Below are 25,069 nucleotides of genomic sequence, written 5' to 3' on the forward strand. Positions count from 1 at the left end.
TAATTATTTCGACACTTTTACTCTAATGCCCTCGCTATGACTGGTGAATTCGGGAGCATACATACATTGAATAGTTGTAACGCCATTGCTAAAATCACCGTAATGATTTACTACTAATGGATATTCAAACACATAGGTTCCTTTGTTTAACCATGAGAAGAAGAAATTAGTAGCGGCATCTCTGGTGCTTTCGTAATAGCCTAAACCATCCTGCCATTTGTAACCACTAAATACATTGGTAGGTTCAAAGCCTGCGGCACGCATGTCTTTCATATGAACATAACTCATATCGCGATCTACTCTTAACTCAATTCTCACCTTAATCTTATCGCCCAATTTTAATTTCGTAGCGGACGTAATTGGTTCAATAACCGGACCGGAAGCTGTATTCTTCTGTAAGAATAATTGCTTCTTAATTTTTAATGGCGTTTCATGCGGCGTGATTTTATCTAATTGCTCGAAATATTGCCAATAAACTGCGCCATAACTTACACCGGCATCTTTCTTCACCACTTTAATTTTGCCCATGCTTTGTGGTTTAATGTCGCCATCTTTCCAAACTTTTTTAAAGTATCCGGTTCCGGCTTCGGCATTTAATGAGGCATCGGTTTTAGGGTCAAGTTTAATATCCCCGACATGGATTTCGACGTTTGGCTCTGTACTCAACCAATCGCTTCCTTTTAGCAACATAGCGTAAACAGCTTCCGTGGTTGAGCGCGTCGTTCCCCAATGTTGTGTTTGCTTACTTTTGATTAGCCAGGTTTTTAAATCATCTACCGACTTTGTATCATTCAACACTTCATCAAAAGCTTCTATCATTAAAGCTTGCATTTCTATTGGAGCATCATACCAGTAATAACCGTAATTCTCTTTCCAATACATGCCCATTTCTTCACTGTTCAATGAGTTTTCTTTTAGTGATTTTAAAATGTCTTTTGGTGTTTTGGTATCTTCATAACGGTGTAAACTCAAAGCCATCATGCCCTGCATATAACGACTGTTTTGCAACCAATACGTTTGCTCCTGTTTTTTATAATACTCAAAATGTTCTTTATGACGAGCCGGTAAATTGATATCAGGGAAGAAACTGCGCATATACATATACTGAATTGCCATGTAACTTAAATGGTTTTCTGTTTTGTATTTCGGATTGTGTTTCTTCATCCAATCGAATTCTTCTTTCATTCGGTTGTCGCAATACTCAACAGCATTGGTAATCATGTTCCATACTTCCGACTCCTGTCTAGTTTTAACTGCGCCGAGTTTATCTAAATGTCCGAAGCCGGTGGTGATATGTTGTGTAATGTACCAATCATCCGGACCACCCTCAAACCACCAGAAGCCTCCATTGGAAGTTTGTGCTTTCTTTAGTTTGCGGAAGGCACGACTTAACTCATTACTCATTTTATTCAAATCGAATAATAAGCCTACACGTTTTTTATTTTCGCTTTCGCTTTTTGCATTTAATACCCAAGGTGTTTCCTCTAACAATAAAGCTTTTAATTCCTGGTTTTTTTCTAAGTTAGACACAAGCGCATCGGTATTCATCATTTTCCAGGTATCAAATACTTGTTTAATTTTTGGTTTGGAGTTAACTACATGCGACGCTAAACTGTTGGCGTAATAGCGAGCAAAAGTTTGCTCGGCACATTCATAAGGATATTCCATTAAGTAAGGAAGCGCCTGAACAGCATACCAAGCAGGATTCGCTGTAAACTCTAAAGTGTACGAATGATTTTTTAACGTGTTCGAATTATTATTCTGACTAATAAATTTACCAAACGAAAAATCCTTTGTTTGATTGCTGCGAATTGGCAGGGGCATGCTTTCGGTAACCAGCATACGGTTAGTCAACACCGGCAAGGCCATCTCTTCACCATCACTAAAGGTTCCGGCTTTTGCTACTACTTTGTATTTAATAGCCTGAACATAATCCGGAATCGCGATGTTCCATTCTATAGTGGTGCTTAAGCCTTTCTTTACGGAGAATTCTCTGAAACCAATGGTTGGGAAATTGCCATGTAAGGCTTCAATAGTTTGCGCAGAAATTTCTTTGTCGGTTAAAGCATCGTATAATTTTAATTCAGCACTACCTTTTAATTCGTTTCCCGACAAATTAGAAATCTTGGAAATGAAAGTCATTTTATCGCCTTCGCGGAAGAAGCGCGGCGCATTTGGCATTACCATTAAATCTTTTTGAGTAACCACTTCTTTCTGGAATTGACCGATTTTTAAATCTTTTGTATGCGCCAATCCCATCACTTTCCACTTGGTTAAACTTTCTGGCACAGTAAACTTGATAACAGTTTCGCCCTTTTCATTTGTTTCCAATGCAGGGAAGAAGAAAGCTGTTTCATTAAAATTGCTTCTTGCTTTTACATTACCCAGTTCGTCTTCTTTTCCTTTTTTACCGTCTTTTCCTCCCGCGTTTTGTGCTATACCGCCAACACCGGTTGCTGTTGCATCATTAGCCTCTTCTTCTTTTGCTTCACCGTTTTTGTCGGCTTTGGATTTTTCTCGCATCACCGATTTTTTTGGAGCAGCGCTTTTAGTTTCAACCGGTGATTCATCACCGCTTTTCGCATCCATTTCTGCGGCTGCCAATGGCATAGCACCTTCTTCGGCGTAACCCCTGCCATAGCCATAATTACTATAAAAATACAAGCCGAAGTAATTAAGATAATCGTGGTAACGCGACGGTACACTTGCGTAATCATGCGGTAAATTATTGTATTCACTCGAATTAGTCTGACGGCCGATAGCACTGCTCCAATTTAAACGCGCATAGTAATTTTGATACACACTCAGATACCAATAATTAGAACGAAAAGCATCCAAAGAAGCATCATACATGGCCGCCATTAACTCCGCCACTTGTTTATCACCTTTTTTGTCTTTAATCGTGAGTTTCCATTCTTCTTCTTGTCCCGGTAATAACTTATTTCGGAACGTCGAAAATTCGATGTCTAATTCTTTATTGGTATAAGGAACAGAAATGATTTTGTTTTGATGGTAAAAGCGGTTGTTCTTTATAAATGTAGTGTGAAAAGAAACATTTCCGCGGTAATCTTCAACCACCGAAATATCATTTGGCTTCATGGAGGCATTAATCATTTTGGAATCAACAATTTTCCCTTTATGTTCCAGCTCATTGAGATAATTTGTAGAATAGCCTGAATTCAGAATAAACGATATTTTTTCTCCCGGCTCTGCTTTGTGTTTGTCGGTATAAAACCATTGCGGACTTACTTCCGGAGATTCATTTCCTCCCATTTTAAATAAAGTAAAGTATTGGAAAGCTTTTATTTCTTCACCAAACTTGTCTTTACAAATGGCTTCAATAACATATTGACCTGCTTTTTGAGATTTTAATTCGGCGGCTAAATCATATTCTGTTTTACTGCCGGTGTCAAAAGCTTTTTCAAGCACTTTGGTTTCTTTCTCCCATTTATATTTATTTAATTCATCCGCATACAAATCATTCGGAAAGGTTTTATAATATTCTTCTTTGGTTAAGATATGTCTGTCGGCTTGGGCCCATAAACGATTTCTAAAAACCTTTTCGGGTTGCTTTAATCGATAAACTACAAAGCTTCCTTTAGTTGCTTCGGCTACTCCATTTAAATTATTAGTGCGTATACTGATTGGTTTTATTTCGTTTTGATTAATAATATCATCAGCATCCACATTTAATTGTAAATCCTGATAACCAACCGTTACATACGCCTGCGAGCTATGCGTTTCTCCATTAATGTCTATGACATCAGCATAAATTTCGTATTGATAAGTTGCCTGGCTTTTCTTCGAAACACTTTCATCAGGCAATGCTTTAAATTTAATGATGTAAGTGCCGGTATCGTTTGTTATGGTTTCTCCATTTGTAATTTCAGTTTCTTGCGATTGGGTATAATACGGACGGTACCACCACCACCAATACGGGTAGTTAACGCGTCTAACTACGCGGTAACTCACTTTAGCGCCATCAATAACATTACCGGCGTAAGCTTTGGCTAAACCTGTAACAGTAACTTCATCATTGATTTTGTAAGAACCAACTACCGGATTAAAATTCACTTCAAATTTCGGACGTTTATAATCTTCAACCGAAATATAAGCGGTGCCATGTCCGTCGGTAATGTGCATTTGTCCGTTTAATACACCTTGCGGCGCAATGAATTGTCCACTTACCGAACCGTACTCGTTTGTTGTTAAGTTCTGTTCGGATATTTTCTGATAGTTCACGTCATAAAATACAACGGTAACCGGATAGTTAGCTTTAATTTTGAAATTGTCGTTGTTTTTACCTTCTAAAACAATGCCTTTAAAATAAACGGTTTGTCCGGGACGATAAATCGCACGATCAGTAAAATAATGCGAACGTATCTGGGTGTATTGGTTATCGTAAGGCTTGTACGTGTAGTAACTATTGTTGTTAAAGTAGGTATCATTTCCATTTATTAATTCAACGAAAAAAGAACGATCGTTATCGTTTTTATAACTAATGTTGAAATAACCTTTATCATCCGATTTTAAACTCTCGCCTTTTTTAATCTCATAATCACGAATGGTATAATTGTATTTTTCATGCCACAATTGAACCTGAATGTTCTTTAATGGCTCACCGGTTTGACGATTTAAAGCATAGAAATCGTAAGTACCGTCTTCTTTGCGACGTTCAATGCTGGCTATGTCTGAAACAATGCACTGCGCATAAGAAACAAGGTTGCTGCTATATTTAAAATCAGGATTTACAGAGCCTAAAATCATATAATAACCTGCCTGCAATTCGGGCATTTTTATTTCGAGGTTATGACTTTGATAATCGCCATCATTCGGAATTTCCTGCTCAAATGATTTTACCACTGGTAACGATAGTAATTTGTTATATAATTTTTCGCCGTATTCTTTGCGGTGAATTTTTCTTAATTCAAGATTCGAAGTTTTTACAACTTTGAAATAAAGTTTGTTTAAATTAGTTGAAGTGATAAGGGCGCGGAATGGTTTGTTGATTTCATTCACCTCCTCAATGCTTAGGTTCATCGATTTTGCCTCAATGCTTGAAATAAGATTCTTGCATTGCGCAGCACCATAAGAATCCGGAAACTTTTTAATAGCCTCAAGGCAAGTTTCTTTAGCGGTTTTTTTATGCCACTTAAAATCATCACCTGCTAAAGGCTTATAAAGAGAAGATTTTTGTAAATACCAATTGGCGATTTTATAATCGATTTCAGTAACGCGCGGACTGGAAGCAAATTTCGATTGCAAACCTTTTAATGTGCTGAAGTAAAGTGTGTCTTTTTTAGAATTTTGCGATTCATTATACACATGCTCCAAACGAATTAATTCAACGTCAATTAATCCATCGGGCTTAGAATCATTTTGGTGAAAACGTGTTAAGTCTTGCAATAATCGTAAACCGTAATATTTTGTCTCTAAACTATCACTCGGATTTGTGATGTTGGCATTTACAAACTCCGGATAGGCCTTCAAATAAATATCATCGTTAACGGTGAAACGGTTTGCAGGACGCGTGATGTCTGGCTCACTGTTTAAGAAAAAAGTTAAGGCGCGATGTGCGAGGAAATCATAGAGTGTAGGGCGCCATTGGCGGCACTCTTTTGTTCCCTTCACGATCACTTCATCATAAATATCAATTTTAGTTCTTTTTAAACTATCAGCGTTGTCTAAGGAAGCTTTATAGTTTTTGATGGTTGCATCGGTAATGGTTTTTAAATCCCATGTGGTGATATCATCATTTTTAAAATTAACGGTGGAGCTTCTTTCGTAAAATCTCCAGCGATTATTTTGAAAATATTGCCAATAGGCATCCGCCAAAATACTTTGTAAAACAGGTTTTACCGGAAATTTGGAAGCTTCCGCCTCATCCCTCAACTTCACGATTGATTTTTCCAACGAAAATTCTTCTTTTACACTTTCAAACTTCATGCGGTGCAATACGGCCTTTACAAATTGAGGCGCGTTGTTCTCCGTTTTTGCTTTAGCATAAATAGCTTCTACTATTTTGAGTGCCGATTCAGTTAATCCTTTGTTTTCACAGCTGTCTACACGTTTCCATAATTTTTCGTAATTGTCGCCTTTGCTTATCATAATTTCAATTGGTTTAGTGAAATAATGGCTAAAAAAGCCCATGGAAATAATGCCGGTAGCAATGCAGATTAATACTACGGTTATCAATTTTTTCATTTTTGCCATAATTTCTTTTTCTATTTAGATGTTAAATACCAATGATTTCCATAAAAACCCGTAAGTATTTTCGCTATTGTTGTATTTATTTGTCAGTTAATGCGTTATTCAGGACGGGAAGTAGAATTTTGCTATCAAATTTGCCACAAATATTTAAATAAAAGTATAGTAAAATCAGCAAAAAAATCACGAAATTTAGAAACTAACCTTTGCAATTTATGGAAGCATTTATCGAGATTTTAAAGATTATTTTACCGGCGGGCGCTGTTTTTTTGGCCGTGTATTATTTAGTGAAACGTTTTTTTGAAAACGAGCAGAAACGTCGCGATCACGAATTAAAGAAAAACGCGCAAAATATGATTACGCCACAAAAAATTCAAGCGTATGAGCGTATCGTGATTTTTTTAGAGCGCATCAATCCAAATAATTTAGTAATTCGTGTGCACAAACACGGAATGAATGCCCGTCAATTACAAACAGAATTAACGCAGGCCATTAAATCGGAGTATGAACACAACATCTCTCAGCAAATTTTTGTTTCTCATAATTCTTGGGAATTAGTTAAAACTTCGAAGGAAGAAATTATTAAACTCATTAATATTTCTGCCAGCAAAGTGGCGCCGGATGCGCCGAGTAACGAATTAGCTATGATGATTTTAAACATTGCTGCTAACGTGGAGAAAAAATTACCGCACGAAATTGCTTTAGAATACATTAAGAAAGAAATTGCACAGATATTTTAATTATGCAGAAACTTTTTACCGAGTTTGAAGGAACCAACAGTCAGAAATGGAAGGATCAGATTGTAAAGGATCTGAAGGGAATTGATTTCAATCAACTCATTTGGAAAACACATAATGGAATTTCAGTAAATCCATTTTACACTACAGAGGACATTAAGGAAAAAAAAGAACCGCTGTTTAGCGAGTCGGATTGGGATATCTGTGAACACATATTGGTTAAGGATGAAAAGCAGGCAAATCAGAGAGCGATTAACGCTTTAAAAAACGGAGCATCCGGACTCTCATTCTACATTCATCAAAAAATTAATACAGCTGCATTAATCAAGGATATTTCTTTGGAGCACATTTATTCTAATTTCTTTATTAGCAATGACGCTTTACATGTATTAGAAGATTTAAAAAGCATATATGGAACTAAAAACGCATTTGAAAATAAATTAAAATGTTTCGTAAACATTGACCCGATTTGTTTGTATGCCTATTATGGAGAGTGGCACGACAATCAGGAAGCGGATATGGAGGTGCTGAATAAATTAGTTCACATTCCGATTAACGCGAGTTTATACGAAGAGGCCGGCGCCAGCACCGTAAATGAATTAGCATTCGCGCTTTCTCATGTGAATGAATATTTTCATTTTCTCAATGAAAAAGGAAATTTAAAAGACAAAACTATTCATGCGATTTTTTCGATAGCTCCTGATTTTTTTACTGAAATCGCTAAGCTGCGCGCTTTCCGTAAACTTGTCGCGTTGTTGCAGGAATCATATGGCACTAATTTCCCGCTTCATATTCACGCTGAAACTGCACAGTTGGATAAAAGTGTGATGGATGTTTACACAAACATGTTGCGCACTACCACAGAAGCGATGAGTGCCGTGATAGGAGGTGCTAATAGTTTAAGTGTACTGCCATATAATGAAGGTTTCTCCGAAGTGAATGAGTTTTCATCGCGCATCGCACGAAATCAGCAGCACATTTTAAAAGACGAAAGTTATTTAAACAAGGTGAATGATATTGCGGCGGGTTCGTATTACATTGAAAGTATTACCGACCAATTGGCAGAAAAAGCCTGGGAACAATTCAAGTCTATTGAAGCGAAAGGTGGATTCATCGCGTGTTTAAAAAATAATTTTATTCAGACTTTAATTTCGGAAGGTGTGAGTACGCTAATTCATGAAGTTAAAGAAGGAAAGTTGGTTTTAGTTGGCGTAAATAAATTTCAGAACAAAGCTGAGAAGGTTGCTGCAGTTCCTGAAGGACTATCAGTAAAAAATTCGCAAGCAGAAATCACACCCATTCGTCCGATACGTTTGGCAAAATCCTTCGAGGTAGAAAATTTTAAGTCGGCAAACCCATTAGCATCGAACTAAATTATGCGTAAAGATTTTTCTAACATAAAATATAAAAGCACTTCGCCTTCGGTGAAAGCTGCTTCTTCCACATTTACAACAGCGGAGCAAATCGAACTTAAATCTGTTTACACATCACAGGATACACAAGGTCTTGAACATTTAAGTTTCGGTGCAGGCACTCCTCCGTTTTTACGCGGACCGTATTCAAGTATGTATGTACAAAGTCCGTGGACGATTCGTCAATACGCTGGATTTAGCACGGCTGAAGAAAGTAACGCTTTTTATAGGAGAAATTTAGCAGCGGGACAGAAAGGTTTGTCTGTTGCATTCGATTTAGCAACACACCGTGGTTACGACAGCGATCACGAGAGAGTTGTTGGTGATGTTGGGAAAGCAGGTGTTGCTATTGATTCAATATTGGATATGAAAATATTATTTGATCAGATTCCTTTGGATCAAATGAGCGTATCCATGACCATGAATGGAGCTGTGTTACCAATATTAGCATTTTATATTGTTGCCGCAGAGGAGCAGGGCGTTAGTATGGATAAATTAAGCGGAACCATTCAAAATGATATTTTAAAAGAGTTCATGGTGCGCAACACGTACATTTATCCGCCGGCCTCCTCAATGAAAATTATTGCAGATATTTTTGAATTCACATCTCAGAAAATGCCGAAGTTCAATTCTATTTCTATCAGTGGTTATCACATGCAAGAGGCAGGAGCAACTGCAGATATTGAGTTGGCGTATACTTTAGCGGATGGATTGGAATATATTCGTACCGGTATTAAAGCGGGATTAGATATTGATGCTTTTGCGCCGCGTTTATCGTTTTTCTGGGCGATAGGCATGAATCATTTCATGGAAATTGCGAAAATGCGCGCTGCCCGTATGTTATGGGCAAAGATGGTAAAACAATTTAATCCTAAATCAGCGAAGTCGATGGCGTTGCGCACGCATTGCCAAACAAGTGGTTGGAGTTTAACTGAGCAAGATCCATTTAATAACGTTGCGCGTACGTGCATTGAAGCTTTAGCTGCTGCTATGGGTCATACGCAAAGCTTACACACGAATGCCTTAGATGAAGCCATTGCTTTACCAACGGATTTCAGTGCGCGTATTGCACGTAACACGCAAATTTATTTGCAGCAGGAAACCAATATTTGCAAAGTAGTGGATCCTTGGGCGGGCTCTTATTATGTAGAGTATTTGACCAATGAAATTGCACATAAGGCCTGGGCATTAATTCAGGAAGTGGAAGAATTAGGTGGAATGGCAAAAGCGATTGAAACCGGCATTCCGAAAATGCGTATTGAAGAAGCGGCAGCAAGAAAGCAAGCGCGCATAGATAGCGGTAAAGATATTATCGTTGGCGTTAACGCATTTAAAACCGATGAAAAAACAAACATCGAAATTCTGGAAGTTGACAACACGAAAGTTCGTCAGCAGCAAATAGAGCGTTTGAATAAATTAAAAGCGGAAAGAAATAATGCGGAAGTTCAAAAGGCCTTAGCTGCATTAACTGAAGCTGCAAAAAGCGGACAAGGCAATTTGTTAGCACTGTCAATAGAGGCGGCAAGGGTAAGAGCCACGCTCGGAGAAATTTCATTTGCGTTGGAGCAAGTGTACGGCCGTTATAAAGCCAACATTCGTTCTATTGCCGGAGTATATAGTAAAGAAATCAGTATGGATAAAGATTTTGCAAAGGCACGCGAGTTAGCGGATAAATTCGCTGAGAAAGAGGGCCGTCGTCCACGTATTATGATTGCAAAAATGGGACAAGACGGGCACGATCGTGGTGCAAAGGTAATTGCGACTAGTTTTGCCGATATGGGATTTGATGTGGATATCGGTCCGTTGTTTCAAACACCTGCTGAAGCGGCCAAACAAGCTGTAGAGAACGACGTTCATATTTTAGGTGTTAGCAGCTTAGCGGCAGGACATAAAACATTGGTACCTCAGGTAATCGAAGAATTAAAGAAATACGGTCGCGAAGATATCATGGTAGTAGCCGGCGGCGTAATTCCGCAACAGGATTACGACTTTTTATTTAGAGCGGGTGTAAGTTTTGTGTTTGGTCCGGGTACAGTGATTGCGAAGAGCGCCCAGGAAATTTTGCATAAAATGATTGGGTAGTAAAATAATGGTTTTAAACTAACTCGTGTGATCACTTACGATAACCCACTCGCCCTTTATTTTCCTCCAGAGTAAAGTATAGTGACCGCCAACATCTTTGTCTTTCTTTTTCAAGTACCATTTTCCTATCACATAAATAGCGTCTTTCCCTAATTGCTCAATACTGTAATTGGTGAAAGTAAGCTGCCCCATGGCTTCCTGGTTGGGATAGCCTTTTTTGTAATTTTCGAGCGTATTTTTCCAGCCATACGTAATACCCTTACTGCCGATAAATTTCAAACTATCGCTGTTCCAATAATACTTCATGAAACCTTCAATATCAAAACTATTCCAGGCCGCTTCTTGTTTTTTCATGTTTTCAATAACAGCATTACGGCCGTTACTTTGAGCGTTAAGTCCACAGCTCAAGCAAATCAACGAGACTATCAAAAGCAATTTTTTCATTATTTAACGTATTTAGCCCTAAACTAGTGATTTTTGGAATAGTTAAAAAGTACTATCTTTGTGTAAGTTCTTTACAACGCTTATTACGAAAGGCAGAGGGACACGCCCGATGAAGCCTTACCAACCCTAGATAGTTGGTAGTTCTCAGTTCAGAGTTGGTAGAGTACATCTACGAACTACGAGCTAAAAACTACAAACTAATAGAAGGTGGGAAATCGTGTTCCGGTATAGCCGGAAGCAAATAAGCCGGAAATAAATTAGTTTACAATAAAACAATTATACAACTAATCCCTTCCGGAATAACCTGAAGGGATTTTTTATTTTATGCATATGGCCTCAATAGAACAAGAATTAGAAAAACGCGTATTGGTAATTGATGGAGCAATGGGCTCACTCATTCAGCAATACAAATTAACAGAGGAAGATTTCAGAGGAGAAAAGTTTAAAAACTTTCACAAAGACCTGAAGGGAAACAACGATTTGCTGTGTATGACGCGTCCGGATATCATTGAAGAAATTCATAAAAAGTATTTGGAAGCAGGAGCAGATATCATTGAAACAAATAGTTTCAGTGGCACAACTATTTCTATGGCTGATTACGATATGCAGCCATATGTTTATGAAATGAATTTAGCGGCCGCTAAAGTAGCACGTAAAGCAGCCGATGATTATACCAAACTAACGCCCAGCAAACCAAGGTTTGTAGCCGGTGCAATGGGACCAACTACTAAGTTATTGTCGATGTCACCGGATGTAAATAATCCCGGTTACCGCGCCATGACCTATGACGAATTAGTAGAAGCATACAAAGAGCAAGTACGCGGATTAATGGATGGCGGTGTTGACTTGCTATTGTATGAAACCATTACCGATACCTTAAATGCAAAAGCGGGATTGTTTGCAGCTCAAACTGTATTTGAAGAAAAAGGAAGAACACTGCCTTTAATGATTTCCGGAACAATTACGGATGCGAGTGGAAGAACTTTATCCGGTCAAACTACAGAAGCATTTTTAAATTCAGTATCGCACATGAATTTATTGAGCGTGGGATTAAATTGTGCTTTAGGCGCAAAAGATATGCGTCCGTATTTAGAGGAGTTATCAAAAAAAGCACCATTTTACATCAGTGCGTATCCAAATGCGGGTTTGCCAAATCAGTTTGGTGAATATGACCAAGACGCGCATGAGATGGGCCATCAAATAGAAGATTTTTTAAAGGCCGGATTTTTAAATATAGTAGGTGGTTGTTGCGGAACTACACCGGAACACATAAAAGAGATTGCGCGTTTAGCGGAAAAATGTAAACCGCGTAAAAAGCCACAGGCAGATTCACTCATGCATTTAAGCGGATTGGAGCCGGTAACGCTTCGTCCGGATAGTAATTTCATGAATGTAGGTGAACGTACTAATGTTACAGGCTCTAAGAAATTCGCGAAATTAATTATTGATGAAAAATACGAAGAAGCTTTAGCAGTTGCGCGGGATCAGGTAGAAGGAGGAGCTCAGGTAATTGATGTGAACATGGACGAAGGAATGTTGGATGCAGAGAAAGCCATGGTTACTTTTTTAAATTTAATTGCTTCTGAACCCGATATCGCCCGTGTACCGGTGATGATAGATTCGAGTAAATGGAGTGTAATAGAAGCGGGATTAAAATGCTTGCAAGGAAAAGGCATTGTAAACTCTATCTCTCTAAAAGAAGGCGAAGAAAAATTTATTGAGCAGGCTAAGCTGATTAAAAAGTATGGCGCTTCCGTGATTGTGATGGCGTTTGATGAAGTGGGACAGGCTGACACTTTGCAACGTCGTATCGATATTTGTAAACGTGCTTATGATATTTTGGTAAACAAATTAAAATTCCCGCCTCAAGACATTATTTTCGATCCAAATATTTTCCCTGTTGCAACAGGCATGGAAGAACATCGCCGTAATGCTTTAGACTTCTTCCTGGCCACCAAATGGATAAAAGAAAACTTACCTCATGCCAAAGTAAGCGGAGGAGTGAGCAACGTTAGTTTCTCTTTCCGTGGAAATGATACTGTTCGCGAGGCTATTCATGCTGCGTTTTTATACCACGCTGTAAAACACGGTATGGATATGGGTATAGTAAATCCAAGTATGCTGCAGATTTACGACGACGTTCCAAAAGATTTATTAGAGTTAGTAGAAGATGTGTTACTTGACAGAAGAGACGACGCTACCGAACGCTTAATAGCCAAAGCCGAAGAATTAAAAGGCAAAGGCAAAGTGAAAGAAGAGAAAAACGAAGAGTGGAGAAAGGGAACGGTACAAGAACGATTAACACATGCCTTAGTAAAGGGTGTAACTGATTATATTGAATTAGATGTTGAAGAATGTCGTCAGCATTATCCAAAAACTTTATCCATCATCGAAGGACCATTAATGGATGGTATGAATGTGGTGGGTGATTTATTCGGTAGCGGAAAAATGTTTTTACCGCAGGTTGTGAAGAGCGCACGTGTGATGAAGAAAGCCGTAGCCTATTTATTGCCATTTTTAGAGGAAGAAAAGAAAGCCAGTGGAGAAGCGCAAAAAAACAATGGTAAAGTATTATTAGCAACAGTGAAGGGTGATGTACACGATATTGGAAAAAATATCGTAGGTGTTGTGATGGCTTGCAATAATTTTGAGATTATAGATTTAGGGGTAATGGTGCCAGCCGAAAAAATTCTGGAAACCGCAAGAAAGGAAAATGTAGATATCATCGGATTAAGCGGATTAATTACGCCGTCGTTAGATGAAATGGTGCATGTGGCAAAAGAGATGGAAAGACAAGGATTTAATATTCCTTTATTAATCGGTGGCGCTACAACTTCTAAGGTTCATACGGCTGTGAAAATTTCACCTCATTATTCTCAACCGGTTGTGCACGTAAATGATGCGAGTAAAAGTATACCGGTGGTACAGAATTTAATCAGTAAAGATTTAAAAGAGAATTTCGCAGCGGAAATTGCCAAAGATTACGAACGTGTGCGTGAGCAAAACAAGAATGCTCAAGGGCAAAATAAATTTATCAGCATGGCTGAAGCGCGAGCGAATAAATTTAATATCGATTGGACTAAAGAAGACATTACCAAGCCGGCATTTTTGGGTAACAAAGTGTTTACGGATTATAGTTTAAAAGAAATCGCAGAGTATATCGATTGGACACCTTTTTTCCATAGCTGGGAAATGAAAGGCTCTTATCCGAAAATTCTGGAAGATAAAGAACGTGGAGCTGAAGCGAAAAAATTATTTGCAGACGCGCAAGCGATGTTAAAAAAGGTGATTGATGAAAAATGGTTAAATGCCAACGCGGTGATAGGAATTTATCCGGCCAATACAATTAATCAGGATGATGTAGAGGTAAGAAGTGAAGATGGAAAGTCAGTAAAAGCTGTATTCCATTCTATTCGTCAGCAAACCAAAAAACCGGCTGGTCAATACAATATTGCTTTGGCAGATTATGTAGCCCCGAAAGAAAGCAATAAAACAGATTATATCGGAGCATTTGCTTTAACAGCAGGAATCGGAATTGATGAACACGTGAAGCGTTTCGAAAAAGATCACGATGATTACAGTGCTATTATGCTGAAAGCAATTGCTGATCGCTTGGCTGAAGCATTTGCAGAGTTGTTACATAAAAAAGTGCGTACCGAAATTTGGGCTTACAGTAAAAATGAAAATTTAAGCAACGAGCAGTTGATTAAGGAAGAATATGCCGGTATCCGTCCGGCACCGGGTTATCCTGCGCAGCCGGATCATACTGAAAAACTAACCATTTGGAAATTATTGGATGTGGAGAAAACCACCGGCATTACGCTTACCGATAGTTTAGCAATGGTACCTACAGCTGCCGTAAGCGGATTGTATATTTCCAATAAAAATGCCACTTATTTTGGTGTAGGAAAAATAACTAAAGAGCAGGTGGAAGACTATGCTAAACGTAAAGGAATGGGCTTTGAGGAAACCGAAAAATGGCTCGGACCAATATTAGGTTATTAGAGAATATTTTCTGAAATTTAGGAAGCTGGCATGGCTTCCTTTTTTTATATCTATAGAAATTTATTTACTACTGCGTGGATAATTTTATTCTGTTTTTTTTGCGACATTTCTGCTAATGCGCAAAAAGATAAACAGGCCGAAGCGTTAAGTGATCGTGCTTCCATGTATTTAGATAATTCTAATTTTTCGCAAGCAGAATTAGTCATTGATTCATTAATGACTTATGCAAATGAGCATAACGACAACAATGTTTTAGCAAATGCCTATAATTTTAAAGGCGCACTTAATCGCGAATTATCTCGTTCGAAGGAGGCTATTTATTTTTATACCCGTTCCATTGAAACGTATGAGAAGGCGAAAAATCAAGTTGGTATTGCCGGAGGTTATGTTAACATAGGCGCTATTTATGCGGGACTGGATGAATTTAAAATCGCGCTTTCGTATTATTTCAAGGCACACAAAATTTACACGACCAACAATTATGAAAGTAAATTGGGAATACTATCCAATAACATTGGTACCATTTATCAAAAGTTAAAACAGATTCCAAGTTCTAATGTTTATTTGAGACGAGCCTTTGAAGCAGGGAGAGCAAAGGGTGATTCGATGTTAATGGCAATGGCTACTCATAATTTGGGGGTTAATTATTTGGTAACACAAACTCCCGATTCAGCCATTTCCTATTTTAATAAGTCATTGGGATATGTGAGCAGATACGATGAAGGACCGGGACACATTTTTAATTACGAACAGTTAGGTGCAGCTTATTTGCTCAAGAAAGATTATGGAAAGGCCGGAGATAACTTTAATAGGGCCATGCAAATTTCAGAACGCACCGGTATTACATCCAGTAAAATGGAATTGAGTCGACAGTTATCTGAAGTGGCGGAGAATAAAAGTAATTACAAGGAAGCCCTCAAGTTTTTAAAGGATTATCTTTTGTTGAAGGACTCTACCTCTATTGAAAAACTAAGAAGTGAAGTATTAAAGACTGAATTTGAAAACGAATTAAAGCAGCAAAAAAAATTACAACAACAAGAGCAGAAGAATCGTGATGCGATTTCTAAAGCAAAAATTGAGGCGCAGAATAAGGTAATTATGGCCGTTGTTGTAGCCTTAATTGTGGTATTGTTTTTAGTAGCTTTTGTATTTAAAGAATACCGCCAGAAGAAAAAAGCAAACGATATCATCTCCAAGCAAAAGGAATTAGTAGAGCAAAAGAACACTGAAATTTTATCTTCTATTAGTTACGCGAAGCGAATTCAAAGCGCTTTATTAACGAGTGATTTGTATTTAAAAAAACACCTTCCGGATTTTTTTGTATTGTATAAACCAAAAGATATAGTAAGCGGCGATTTTTATTGGGGATTAGAAAACAAAGGAGTGTTTTATTTAGTGGTAGCAGATTGTACCGGACATGGTGTGCCGGGTGCGTTCATGAGTTTGCTGAACATATCCATTTTAAATGAGATTATTATTGAAAGAAACATTTCAGAGCCCGATAAAATTTTAAACGAAGCGCGTAAAGATATCATTCGTTCGTTGAATCCCGAAGGCGGTGATGAAAGTAAGGACGGTATGGATTGTATTCTGTGTGCATTTGATTTTAAAACAAACAAAGTAAAGTATGCTTGTGCAAACAATTCCTTTTATTTGGTGCGAAACGGAGAAATAATAGTATCTGAAACAAATAAAATGCCCGTGGGTAAATCACACGATGATACCATTCCGTTTACTAAGCACGAATTCAATTTGCAAAAGGGGGATACTTTATATTTAATTACAGACGGTTATGCCGATCAGTTCGGAGGACCAAAAGGAAAGAAATTTAAATACAAACAACTTCAGGAAGAAATTTTGAAAGTTAGTGCTCTGAAAACAATGGATCAAAAGGAGAAATTAAATAATGTTTTCGAAAGTTGGAAGGGTGGATTAGAACAAGTTGACGACGTTTGTATTGTAGGTTTAAGAATTTAAGAATTTACTATGAGAGTTATTCGTTTTATTATTTTTCTGGTTTTAGTGTGTTGCATCACTATTCGTGCTAACGCGCAGCAAGACTCAGTTCGCGATTTAATTGCAACAACGCAAAACGATTCGATAAAAATCATGGCCTATACAGGATTAGCATTCAGTAAACTGAATAAACCAGCAGAAGCGCTTCAAGTGATTTCCGAAATGCGTTTATACGCACAAAGCCTGAAGGATGAAAAGTGGCAGGCTTTATGTAAGCGAAAACTGGGCACACTGTATCATCGCTTAAACTATTTTGATAAGGCGCTTGAGTATTATATTGAGTCGGCAGCGGTTTTTGAAAAGCTGAATGATAAAGATGGAATCGCCAATTGCTACAATAATATTGCTAATGCCTATGCCAGCAAGGGCGAACTCACCTTAGACAAAAATTATTATGAAAGAGCAACGGAGTTTCATTTAAAGTGCATTGACCTCCGTCGTCAGAGCGACACTTCACAATTGAGTAATTCATATAACAACATTGCTATTGTGTACATGTATCAGGAAAAATGGGATTTAGCATTGGAATATTTAACTAAAGCTTACAAAATATTTTCCGTGGTTCCGGAAGGTGCCGGCGGACTTGACATGGTTACAATTAATCTTGGCGATCTTTATTTAAAGAAAGCTTTAAAGGAAAGAAAGCCGGAAGATTTTGATAAAGCCATGGGTTATTTCAAAAACCGTATGGACGCCTATAAAGGTTCCGGCGCCAACGACCGACAAGTAAAAGTATTGTCGAGTATCGGACAGATTTTATGTGAAACCGGAAAATGCAGAGAGGCAATGAAGTTGTTGAGAAGAGCCATGGATATGAGTCTGCAAATAAAAAACAAGGGCTCTATTATGGAGGCTTCGTATTTATTATCAGAAGCCCTCGAAAAGCAAGGCGATTTAGCAGGCGCTATCCATTACATGAAACTGTATAACCAAACCAAGGATTCTTTGGTAAATGAAAGAAATACGAATGCTATGGAGCAAATGCAAGCTTTGTATGAATCCAATGAGAAGGACAAAGAAATTAAATCCTTAAGCAGTGAAAATGAAATGCAAGCCATGCGTGTAAACAGGCAGAGAACAGCCTTGGTGACTTTAATCGGAGGACTCGCGCTTTTGGTAATAGTTGCACTATTGTTGTTTAACCGATATAATATTAAGAGGAAAGCAAATGTTGAACTGGCGCGTGCTTATCAGAAGATAGAAGTAAAAAACAATCAGATCACAGACAGCATAAATTATGCAAAGAGAATTCAAACCGCAATTCTTCCGCCGCAGGAAGCTATAAAAGCACATTTAAAGAATCATTTTATTTATTACAGTCCGAAAGATATTGTGAGCGGTGATTTTTATTGGTTTACGCATCATAATAGCAAATCGTTTTTCGCGGTGGCAGATTGTACCGGACATGGTGTTCCCGGTGCCTTGATGAGCATGATTGGAAATACTTTGCTAAATGAAATTGTAAATCAAAAAAATATTTTAGATCCCGCCGAAATTTTGTTCCATCTTAACGAAGGCGTGATAAAAGCTTTACGTCAGAGTGGAGTTGATATCATGGAGCAAGACGACGGCATGGATATTTGTGTTTGTTACATCGACGATAAAAAGAAAAACGAATTGCAATACGCCTCTGCCAACTTAAGTATTTATGTAAAGAGCAATGGTGTAGCCAAAGAATTGAAAGGCGATATTTTCTCCATTGGCGGAGGACTTGGTTCTTCCGGCAAAATGTTTCAAACAAAAACAGAATTATTGAATGATGGCGATGCTGTCATCATGAGTACAGATGGGTATTACGATCAGTTTGGAGGAAGCAATAATTCGAAGTTTCTGGTTTCTAATTTTGAGAATTTGATTACGCAAATAGATTTTGTAAACGGACAACCACAGCAAATACTTAAGGAAAAATTGGAAAGCTGGAAAGGTCAACGTCATCAAACAGATGATGTTTTAGTTGCCGGATTTATTATTTAATTCTGAATAGTTTCAATAGGCATTTGGCAGAGTTTTGAAAAACGCTCGCCGGATAATTGCATATCCTTATCGCCTTTATCAAAATACCATCTAATGGCCACCGACTTTGTTTTCGATAATTCCTTTAAGAGCGAAATTATCTTAAAGATTTGTTTAGAGGAAGAAGTATTGAAATATTCCAGTTTAAATTCGGCAGTTGTACTAGAAGGTGCATTATTCAAATACACACTCAACCATTCGATAACCGGTTGGTAGAAAGTGGCGGAATCTTCAGGTAATGATTTCCCGCTGATGCTAAGTAAGCCATTAGTTTTATGCAGCGTAACCGCCGGTGTGTCTTCTGTTGCCTTTATTTCATAGACATCTTCCATTAAAAAGCAATAAAAGCATTAATAGATAAAAAGGAATAAGCATTGGCGCAATTCACAACGGTATAATCAATATTATTGCCGCTTTTCATTTTAATATCAATGAAGCCGAGTCCCGCGCCTTTTTGTCCGGGCTCTTGTTCTTTAACAATGGTTTCAGAATATAAATCTTCGAGTTGTGAATTGTTGAGCGAATTAACCAAATCAATTTTTTGTTTCAGCGCATTGACTTCCGAATTATTGATATAATTACCGGATGAGATGCAACAACCTTTATCATTACTCGACACAATTAAAATCCCGTGCTTGCCAAGAGATTCTTTATTAGGGGTAGAAGCATGATTGCAAATATTCTGCAATAACTCTACCATTACGTTCACCGTTTTTCTTTTAAAGGCCAGATCATCATTTTTACTTACGCTGCCTTCGGTCATGGTGAGGAGACTTTTTAAATTCTCGTGCGTAAATACACCCTGATAAATTAAATTGATTTTATGTTCCTTGGTAAAATCATGCAAACGCATAATATTATCCGGACTGTTATTTAATTCTGCCGTACTTTTTTCGGAATGAACTTTTGTGTTGAAGTAGAAAAAAGAAGAATTATCTTTTAGCTTGCGGAAATGATACAAAAGTTTATTTCCTGATTTACGCGCCATTTCAATGAGACCTAAACCGGCGCCGCCTTTATCGGATAAACCCGTGTTTTCCAAAACATATTTAGAATATTCTTTCAAGCCATCCGGATCCAGCGAATTGATTTTCTCAATGCTGCTGCTTAATTCAGCCGTTTTAGAATCATCAATAATATTTCCGCTCGTTAGAGAGTATTCGCCGTTTTTATTAAGTACAACAAAAAAAGCGTGATTTTCTTCTGATTGTGTTAAGTCCTGATGGCGGGTAATGTTTTGTAAAGTTTCTACCATCACAAAATAAACCTTCTTTTGAGTTTTAGATGACTCCCCAGTAAGGTTCATGTTGGTTTCGGAAAGGGAAAGAATTTTATCCGTCAAATTCGGATTAAAAATGCCTTTGTAGACATAACTTAAGTTATAATCTTCCAACTCCTTAAACAAAATAAAGAGCTGTTCGCCGCTTATGCAGTATGTGGCCGTAGAAAGCACATACTAATATAAGTATTTTTGATATATTCCAAAACCCCACCCCTATAGACTTTTTGCCTATAGGGGTTTAGGTCTTATCTAGTACCTAGCATGGCTAAAGTAGCCTGGGTTTGCAGATTGGTAATGAAACAAGTTAGATCTTTTACATGGGGCTGAGCTTGCAATGCAGCATCAATTTCAGCGGCACGACCGGATACAGGCTCATTCATTTGTTCGTAGGTGTAGATTTTACTGTTTAGTTTCGATTCAAAATTCACCACAGCCTCAATGAAATTTGCTTTTTCAGGAAAGGCATTAAATTGAACCGGTGTTAGAACAGTAGGAGTGATTTGCTCATCATTTTTAAGATAAGTTTGAAAATCAACACCCGCAATTCCGTTAATAATGGCATCCTTTAATTTATCTGCACTTTGCATAAAGGCATGATAAGATTCCATATTCTCTTGATGGAGAGAATCAGGCTTAACCAACATTTTCATGGTGTTTAAAGTCTGATTTTCGTTACGCATGTAATTAACGGTTGCTTTGCTTAGCGTTAAACTTGGCGACGCTTTCGGAAGCACCATGGATAAACCGGTACCTGTTAAAATCAGCACAGAGGTAACAATGGTGTTTACTTTTGTTTCAGGGTTTTTAATGCCGCTGATGAAGTAAAGCGGAAGAAACACCAATAGAACAATACTTAAAGTAACCGATAAGAGAATGCCGGCATAAGGCCAATGCATAATTTTGAAGAGAGAGGTGATGCCAACCATAGTAGCGGCAATGGAACCGGTAGCTAAAATGAGTTTATCTCTCGTGTTTTGTTTTTCCTTTATTTTTAAAGTGAACATAAAAGGAAGGAAAATTAAACTCATGGATACAATACCCAGTAACATTAAAAAGTTTGCTCCGGGCCAGTGCATTACTTTAAATGAAGCGCCGACAAGTGTAGCAAATGCGCCAAACAAGCCGCTGTAGATCATTATTTTTTTCATGGTGTAATAGTGTTTAAAGATTAATAAATTGATGGTTTCTTCTTCTATCTCCCAGAGTTCGCTCTTGCAAAATTTGGGAATGGTTTGTTTATAGAAGTCCTCAAAGTCTCCATCATGACTGAGGTTTTGTTCAATGATGCAACAAACATGATCCAGGAGGTTTAACTGCAGGTCCTCCATCTCAATGCCACGACGTCTTATGTCATCGAGAATAAAATCTATTTGTTTATCACTGATGTGGTACATTTAATATTATTTAAGTTCGCTAAGTGCTTTTTTTATTGCTTTACAACTTTCTTTATCCCTTAAGGAATCTTCTGGGGCTGTTTTGCCAACGATTCCTAAAGTATCAAAAAAGACTATTTTACTGCTATCTGTTTTCATAATCACGCTCAAAGGGTATTTTGGATACCAAAAACGACTGTATTTAAAATTCAACTCCTGATTAATGGCAAGAATAAAATCTTCAGAATTGAAAACGTATAGAAAATTTCTAGTTGATGCCGAATCATCCTTTAATACTTTTTTCGAACGAGTTTCCTTTTCATCATTTACTAAAACATAACCTAATTGAGAGTTTAACGGCATTATTAAAGTGTCGTATATCAGTAGAGGTTTTGTTGACCAATAATGGTGAGTTGACCAGAAATGAAAGAACAGGTATTTTTTGGACTTTAGTTCAGGAAATTGGATATATAAAGAGTCTAAAAATTTCTTTTTTGCTATGGGCGCGTTAACGATTTTCTGCGTTTTACTTGGGTAATAAGTAATTGTTTCCTTTTTCCTTTGGAAATATGCAAATATCTGTATGCCTACAAAAATTAAATTAAGCATAAGGGAAACTAAAAGGGCTATTTTAAACGAGCGCTTCATTTTTAATTAGGTAAAGTTTGTAGAAAGCGTGATAGGAAAATATGCTGATTTACGATGTGTTTACAATCAAAAACTACTTTGCCGGTTTTGTCAAGCACAAAATATCCTTGCGAAAAACCTTGTGGTGCTTTTTTGCTGTTCAAAAAGCCAGATAATAGTTTAGTTTGACCATCAACAAAAAGAACATTTTTAAAAAGTGATTTGTATTCAATTATAGTTTGATCCACGTATTCGTCTGAGCGTTTAAACGCAAAGATGTGTACTGTGTTTTTATTATAAATTCCGGCGATTGAATCAAGTTGGCGTAATTTTCCTAAACGATATTCTTTATTTTGTTTAATTTCAGAAGAGTCACGGGGTTCTGGGGTGTACTTTCTTTCATATTCGGACATTGGGTCACCAACAAATGAAATACATAAATAACTTTTTTCTAATGCTGAAGGATTCTTTTCTTTTAATTGCTCAGTAAGTACTTTAAATCCTTCATCCAACGTAACACTTTTCATCATTTCCCATTCCTTATTGTACTGCCAATTCTTGTAATAGTTATAACCGAATTTTGAAAGCACCAAAACATTGTATCCTAATGAGAGAACAAGTAATATGTATAAAAAGCGTTTCATTTTATAATAGTTTTTAAAATATAAAAGGCCTACTGTTTCTTCTTCTATTTCCCAGAGTTCTGATTTAAAAAATTGTTTTATGGTTTCGTTGTATTTTTCGTTAAAATCATCTGTTTCTTTAAGCTCTCTCTCCAGTATACAGCAAATATGATCCAGGAGGTTAAGTTGTAGGTCCTCCATCTCAATGCCACGTTTTTTAATGTCATCAAGTATAAATTCTATTTGCTCGTCAGAGACTCGGTACATTAAGCTTGCTTGGGCTTTATATCAAGCAAAAATTTCATGGTATTCATAAAGTCGGCAAACTCACTTAATTTTTCTTTCGTTAATTTTTTGCCTTCCGGACTTAATGAATAATATTTTCTAACGCGCTTACCAATAAATTCGGTTTCAGTAATTAAAATACCTTCTGCCTCTAATGCATGCAGAGTAGGGTAAAGCGCTCCTTCCGTAATTTGAATTTTATCTTTGGTCATCTCTTTTACCATCTGTGTAATTTCATAACCATACATCTTCTTGTGCTCGGCCAACAGTTTTAAAACGATGGTCTTTAAGGTGCCTTTTATTAATTCGGATGAATACATGTTTTTCCTTTTATAATGTTTTACTTAAGACAAAGATACATCTAAATCCAATACATAAGAAACCAATGTATATGAATATTATGTAATTTGCTGATTTAGAGGGAGTAAAATTTTAAAAGTGGAATCACCCCCTCCCGCTTCGCGGAAGCGCACTCCCCCTCTCCCTTGGGAGAGGGCTGGGGTGAGGGTCTGCTTTAGTCACTACTAAAACCCCTCTGTCCTGCGGACATCTCCCCTTAGCAGGGGAGAATTTAGTCATGGTTCAATTTAGCCTTTATATTAACGAATAGGCTCTCACCCTGCTAAAGAGTAAACTTACTTCTTATATAAATTCATCTCGTCGATATACTGCCAGGCTTTTTCAGGTAAATAATGGCGCACATCTTTTTTCTTTTTGATGGCATCGCGGATGAAGGTGGAGGAGATATCAATAAAAGGTGCCTGCGTGAGAACTACGTTAGGATGTTGTTCTAATTCACTTGATTTAGCGCCAGGTCGCGGATACACATACAATTTATATTTCTTTAAAATCTCTTCGTAGTTTTTCCATTTATGGAAGTTCTCTAAATTATCCTGTCCGATGATTAAACTAAATGTATGTTGAGGATATTTTTCTTTTAAATGCACTAAGGTATTTATTGTATAAGAAGGTTGAGGCAAATCGAATTCAATGGTGCTGCTTTTAAAACGCGCATCGTCTTCAATGGCTACGTTTACCATATACAAACGCTGATTCTGGTTGAGCAGACTAGCTTTTTCTTTTAACGGATTATGCGGAGAGATAACAAACCACACTTGCTCCATATCGGTAAACTCCACCATGTAATTAGCTAAGGCCATGTGGCCAACATGAATGGGATTAAATGAACCGAAGAATAAACCTATGTGCATTTTGTTGTTTTTTATTTTGTCAGTTCGTCCCGATAGCTATCGGGAGTACTCGAGAACTATATTTAATTTCATTAGTGTCGTGTCTCGACTTCGCTCGACATGACACCGGCTTTGGTTCGACATGACACGGTGAGGGCCCCTGAGCCTGTCGAAGGGTCCATTGTAATTTACTTCCCTAACATCTTCGCGATGTATTTTCCTACTATGTCAAATTCCAGATTCAATTTTGTGCCGCGTTCTATCGATTTAAAATTGGTGTGCTCAAATGTGTACGGAATAATATGAACCGAAAACATATTTGGCTTCGAATCCACCACCGTTAAACTTACACCGTTAATCGTAATACTTCCTTTCTCAACAGTAATATGTTTAGGGTTGCTTTCATACTCAAACACAAATTCCCAGCTGCCATTTAAATTATTAACGCTAACACAAGTCGCGGTTGTATCCACATGCCCTTGTACAATATGTCCGTCAAATCTTCCGTTCGCCGGCATGCAGCGTTCTAAATTCACCACATCCCCAACTTTTAAACTTCCTAAATTGGTGCGCTTCAAAGTTTCGTCAATAGCGGTTACCGTATAACGATCGCCGCTTATTTTCACAACCGTAAGGCACACACCGTTATGCGCTACACTTTGATCGATTTTTAATTCGTGTGTGATAGAGGAAGAAAAAGTAAAATGCACATTGCTGCCTTCTTTTTCAATGCTTTCTGTTTTTGCTAATGTTTCAATGATGCCTGTAAACAT

Annotated in this window: 16 protein-coding genes and 1 riboswitch; of the genes, 6 read left to right on the forward strand and 10 right to left on the reverse strand. The window is 37.6% G+C overall.

From position 1 onward, the window contains the following. Positions 1 to 3: 3 nt before the first annotated feature. On the reverse strand, positions 4 to 6,213 hold the full coding sequence (locus J0L69_02460) for a hypothetical protein (protein MBN8692025.1): 6,210 nt from the start codon (positions 6,211 to 6,213) through the stop codon (positions 4 to 6). Positions 6,214 to 6,422: 209 nt separating this feature from the next. Here J0L69_02460 and J0L69_02465 point away from each other — a divergent pair, with 209 nt between their 5' ends. Genes J0L69_02465 through scpA form a run of 3 tightly spaced genes read left to right on the forward strand, consistent with a single transcriptional unit; the run spans position 6,423 to position 10,438 of the window. Beyond that, positions 6,423 to 6,947 carry a hypothetical protein gene (locus J0L69_02465; protein ID MBN8692026.1) on the forward strand — a complete coding sequence of 175 codons (525 nt, stop codon included), beginning with the start codon at positions 6,423 to 6,425 and terminating at the stop codon, positions 6,945 to 6,947. A gap of 2 nt (positions 6,948 to 6,949) precedes the next feature. Next, on the forward strand, positions 6,950 to 8,317 hold the full coding sequence (locus J0L69_02470; GenBank protein MBN8692027.1) for a methylmalonyl-CoA mutase subunit beta: 1,368 nt from the start codon (positions 6,950 to 6,952) through the stop codon (positions 8,315 to 8,317). Positions 8,318 to 8,320: 3 nt separating this feature from the next. Continuing rightward, on the forward strand, positions 8,321 to 10,438 hold the full coding sequence (scpA, locus tag J0L69_02475; protein MBN8692028.1) for a methylmalonyl-CoA mutase: 2,118 nt from the start codon (positions 8,321 to 8,323) through the stop codon (positions 10,436 to 10,438). Positions 10,439 to 10,456: 18 nt separating this feature from the next. On the opposite strand, the gene J0L69_02480 is transcribed toward scpA, so the two are convergent. Continuing rightward, positions 10,457 to 10,882, reverse strand: coding sequence for a nuclear transport factor 2 family protein (locus J0L69_02480; protein ID MBN8692029.1), 426 nt, complete (start codon positions 10,880 to 10,882; stop codon positions 10,457 to 10,459). A gap of 77 nt (positions 10,883 to 10,959) precedes the next feature. Further along, positions 10,960 to 11,130, forward strand: a riboswitch (SAM riboswitch). A gap of 82 nt (positions 11,131 to 11,212) precedes the next feature. Here J0L69_02480 and metH point away from each other — a divergent pair. From metH to J0L69_02495, 3 genes are read left to right on the forward strand one after another with little or no spacing between them, the layout of a single operon-like run. Next, the gene (gene metH / locus J0L69_02485; GenBank protein MBN8692030.1) at positions 11,213 to 14,887 is read left to right on the forward strand and encodes a methionine synthase; all 3,675 of its coding nucleotides are present in this window, start codon (positions 11,213 to 11,215) and stop codon (positions 14,885 to 14,887) included. A gap of 30 nt (positions 14,888 to 14,917) precedes the next feature. Next, a complete protein-coding gene (locus J0L69_02490) occupies positions 14,918 to 16,864 on the forward strand; it encodes a SpoIIE family protein phosphatase (protein MBN8692031.1) in 1,947 nt (648 codons plus the stop codon). A gap of 9 nt (positions 16,865 to 16,873) precedes the next feature. After that, the gene (locus J0L69_02495; protein ID MBN8692032.1) at positions 16,874 to 18,877 is read left to right on the forward strand and encodes a tetratricopeptide repeat protein; all 2,004 of its coding nucleotides are present in this window, start codon (positions 16,874 to 16,876) and stop codon (positions 18,875 to 18,877) included. On the opposite strand, the gene J0L69_02500 is transcribed toward J0L69_02495, so the two are convergent. The 8 genes from J0L69_02500 to J0L69_02535 all read right to left on the reverse strand — a co-directional run bounded on the left by J0L69_02500 (position 18,874) and on the right by J0L69_02535 (position 25,069). Then, positions 18,874 to 19,248, reverse strand: coding sequence for a DUF1987 domain-containing protein (locus J0L69_02500; GenBank protein ID MBN8692033.1), 375 nt, complete (start codon positions 19,246 to 19,248; stop codon positions 18,874 to 18,876). The two genes, J0L69_02495 and J0L69_02500, sit on opposite strands and share 4 nt — an antisense overlap. After that, on the reverse strand, positions 19,248 to 20,369 hold the full coding sequence (locus J0L69_02505; protein ID MBN8692034.1) for a SiaB family protein kinase: 1,122 nt from the start codon (positions 20,367 to 20,369) through the stop codon (positions 19,248 to 19,250). Before J0L69_02505 ends, J0L69_02500 begins: the two co-directional genes overlap by 1 nt. 74 nt (positions 20,370 to 20,443) lie before the next feature. Further along, a complete protein-coding gene (locus J0L69_02510) occupies positions 20,444 to 21,592 on the reverse strand; it encodes a hypothetical protein (protein MBN8692035.1) in 1,149 nt (382 codons plus the stop codon). Between the two features lie 6 nt (positions 21,593 to 21,598). Next, a complete protein-coding gene (locus tag J0L69_02515) occupies positions 21,599 to 21,934 on the reverse strand; it encodes a hypothetical protein (GenBank protein ID MBN8692036.1) in 336 nt (111 codons plus the stop codon). A gap of 287 nt (positions 21,935 to 22,221) precedes the next feature. Next, positions 22,222 to 23,088 (reverse strand): hypothetical protein, encoded by an 867-nt coding sequence (locus tag J0L69_02520; GenBank protein MBN8692037.1) that lies wholly within the window; start codon positions 23,086 to 23,088, stop codon positions 22,222 to 22,224. Then, entirely contained in the window at positions 23,088 to 23,426 is a 339-nt protein-coding gene (locus tag J0L69_02525) for a helix-turn-helix transcriptional regulator (protein MBN8692038.1), read from the reverse strand. The genes J0L69_02520 and J0L69_02525 overlap by 1 nt, the downstream gene beginning before the upstream one ends. Positions 23,427 to 23,741: 315 nt before the next feature. Further along, positions 23,742 to 24,317 carry a nicotinate-nucleotide adenylyltransferase gene (locus tag J0L69_02530; protein ID MBN8692039.1) on the reverse strand — a complete coding sequence of 192 codons (576 nt, stop codon included), beginning with the start codon at positions 24,315 to 24,317 and terminating at the stop codon, positions 23,742 to 23,744. 167 nt (positions 24,318 to 24,484) lie between these two features. Next, positions 24,485 to 25,069 carry a riboflavin synthase gene (locus J0L69_02535; GenBank protein ID MBN8692040.1) on the reverse strand — a complete coding sequence of 195 codons (585 nt, stop codon included), beginning with the start codon at positions 25,067 to 25,069 and terminating at the stop codon, positions 24,485 to 24,487.

The organism is Bacteroidota bacterium (genome assembly GCA_017303905.1).
Classification (GTDB): Bacteria; Bacteroidota; Bacteroidia; order B-17B0; family Aurantibacillaceae; genus JAHEYG01.

Excerpts from the sequence above, each read along its gene's own strand:
- J0L69_02480 (MBN8692029.1), bottom strand. The coding sequence starts at position 10,882 with ATGAAAAAATTGCTTTTGATAGTCTCGTTGATTTGCTTGAGCTGTGGA.
- J0L69_02460 (MBN8692025.1), bottom strand. The coding sequence starts at position 6,213 with ATGGCAAAAATGAAAAAATTGATAACCGTAGTATTAATCTGCATTGCT.
- J0L69_02515 (MBN8692036.1), bottom strand. The coding sequence starts at position 21,934 with ATGCCGTTAAACTCTCAATTAGGTTATGTTTTAGTAAATGATGAAAAG.
- J0L69_02500 (MBN8692033.1), bottom strand. The coding sequence starts at position 19,248 with ATGGAAGATGTCTATGAAATAAAGGCAACAGAAGACACACCGGCGGTT.
- metH (MBN8692030.1), top strand. The coding sequence starts at position 11,213 with ATGGCCTCAATAGAACAAGAATTAGAAAAACGCGTATTGGTAATTGAT.
- J0L69_02490 (MBN8692031.1), top strand. The coding sequence starts at position 14,918 with ATGGCTTCCTTTTTTTATATCTATAGAAATTTATTTACTACTGCGTGG.
- J0L69_02465 (MBN8692026.1), top strand. The coding sequence starts at position 6,423 with ATGGAAGCATTTATCGAGATTTTAAAGATTATTTTACCGGCGGGCGCT.
- J0L69_02495 (MBN8692032.1), top strand. The coding sequence starts at position 16,874 with ATGAGAGTTATTCGTTTTATTATTTTTCTGGTTTTAGTGTGTTGCATC.
- scpA (MBN8692028.1), top strand. The coding sequence starts at position 8,321 with ATGCGTAAAGATTTTTCTAACATAAAATATAAAAGCACTTCGCCTTCG.
- J0L69_02470 (MBN8692027.1), top strand. The coding sequence starts at position 6,950 with ATGCAGAAACTTTTTACCGAGTTTGAAGGAACCAACAGTCAGAAATGG.
- J0L69_02530 (MBN8692039.1), bottom strand. The coding sequence starts at position 24,317 with ATGCACATAGGTTTATTCTTCGGTTCATTTAATCCCATTCATGTTGGC.
- J0L69_02520 (MBN8692037.1), bottom strand. The coding sequence starts at position 23,088 with ATGTACCGAGTCTCTGACGAGCAAATAGAATTTATACTTGATGACATT.
- J0L69_02510 (MBN8692035.1), bottom strand. The coding sequence starts at position 21,592 with ATGTACCACATCAGTGATAAACAAATAGATTTTATTCTCGATGACATA.
- J0L69_02525 (MBN8692038.1), bottom strand. The coding sequence starts at position 23,426 with ATGTATTCATCCGAATTAATAAAAGGCACCTTAAAGACCATCGTTTTA.
- J0L69_02535 (MBN8692040.1), bottom strand. The coding sequence starts at position 25,069 with ATGTTTACAGGCATCATTGAAACATTAGCAAAAACAGAAAGCATTGAA.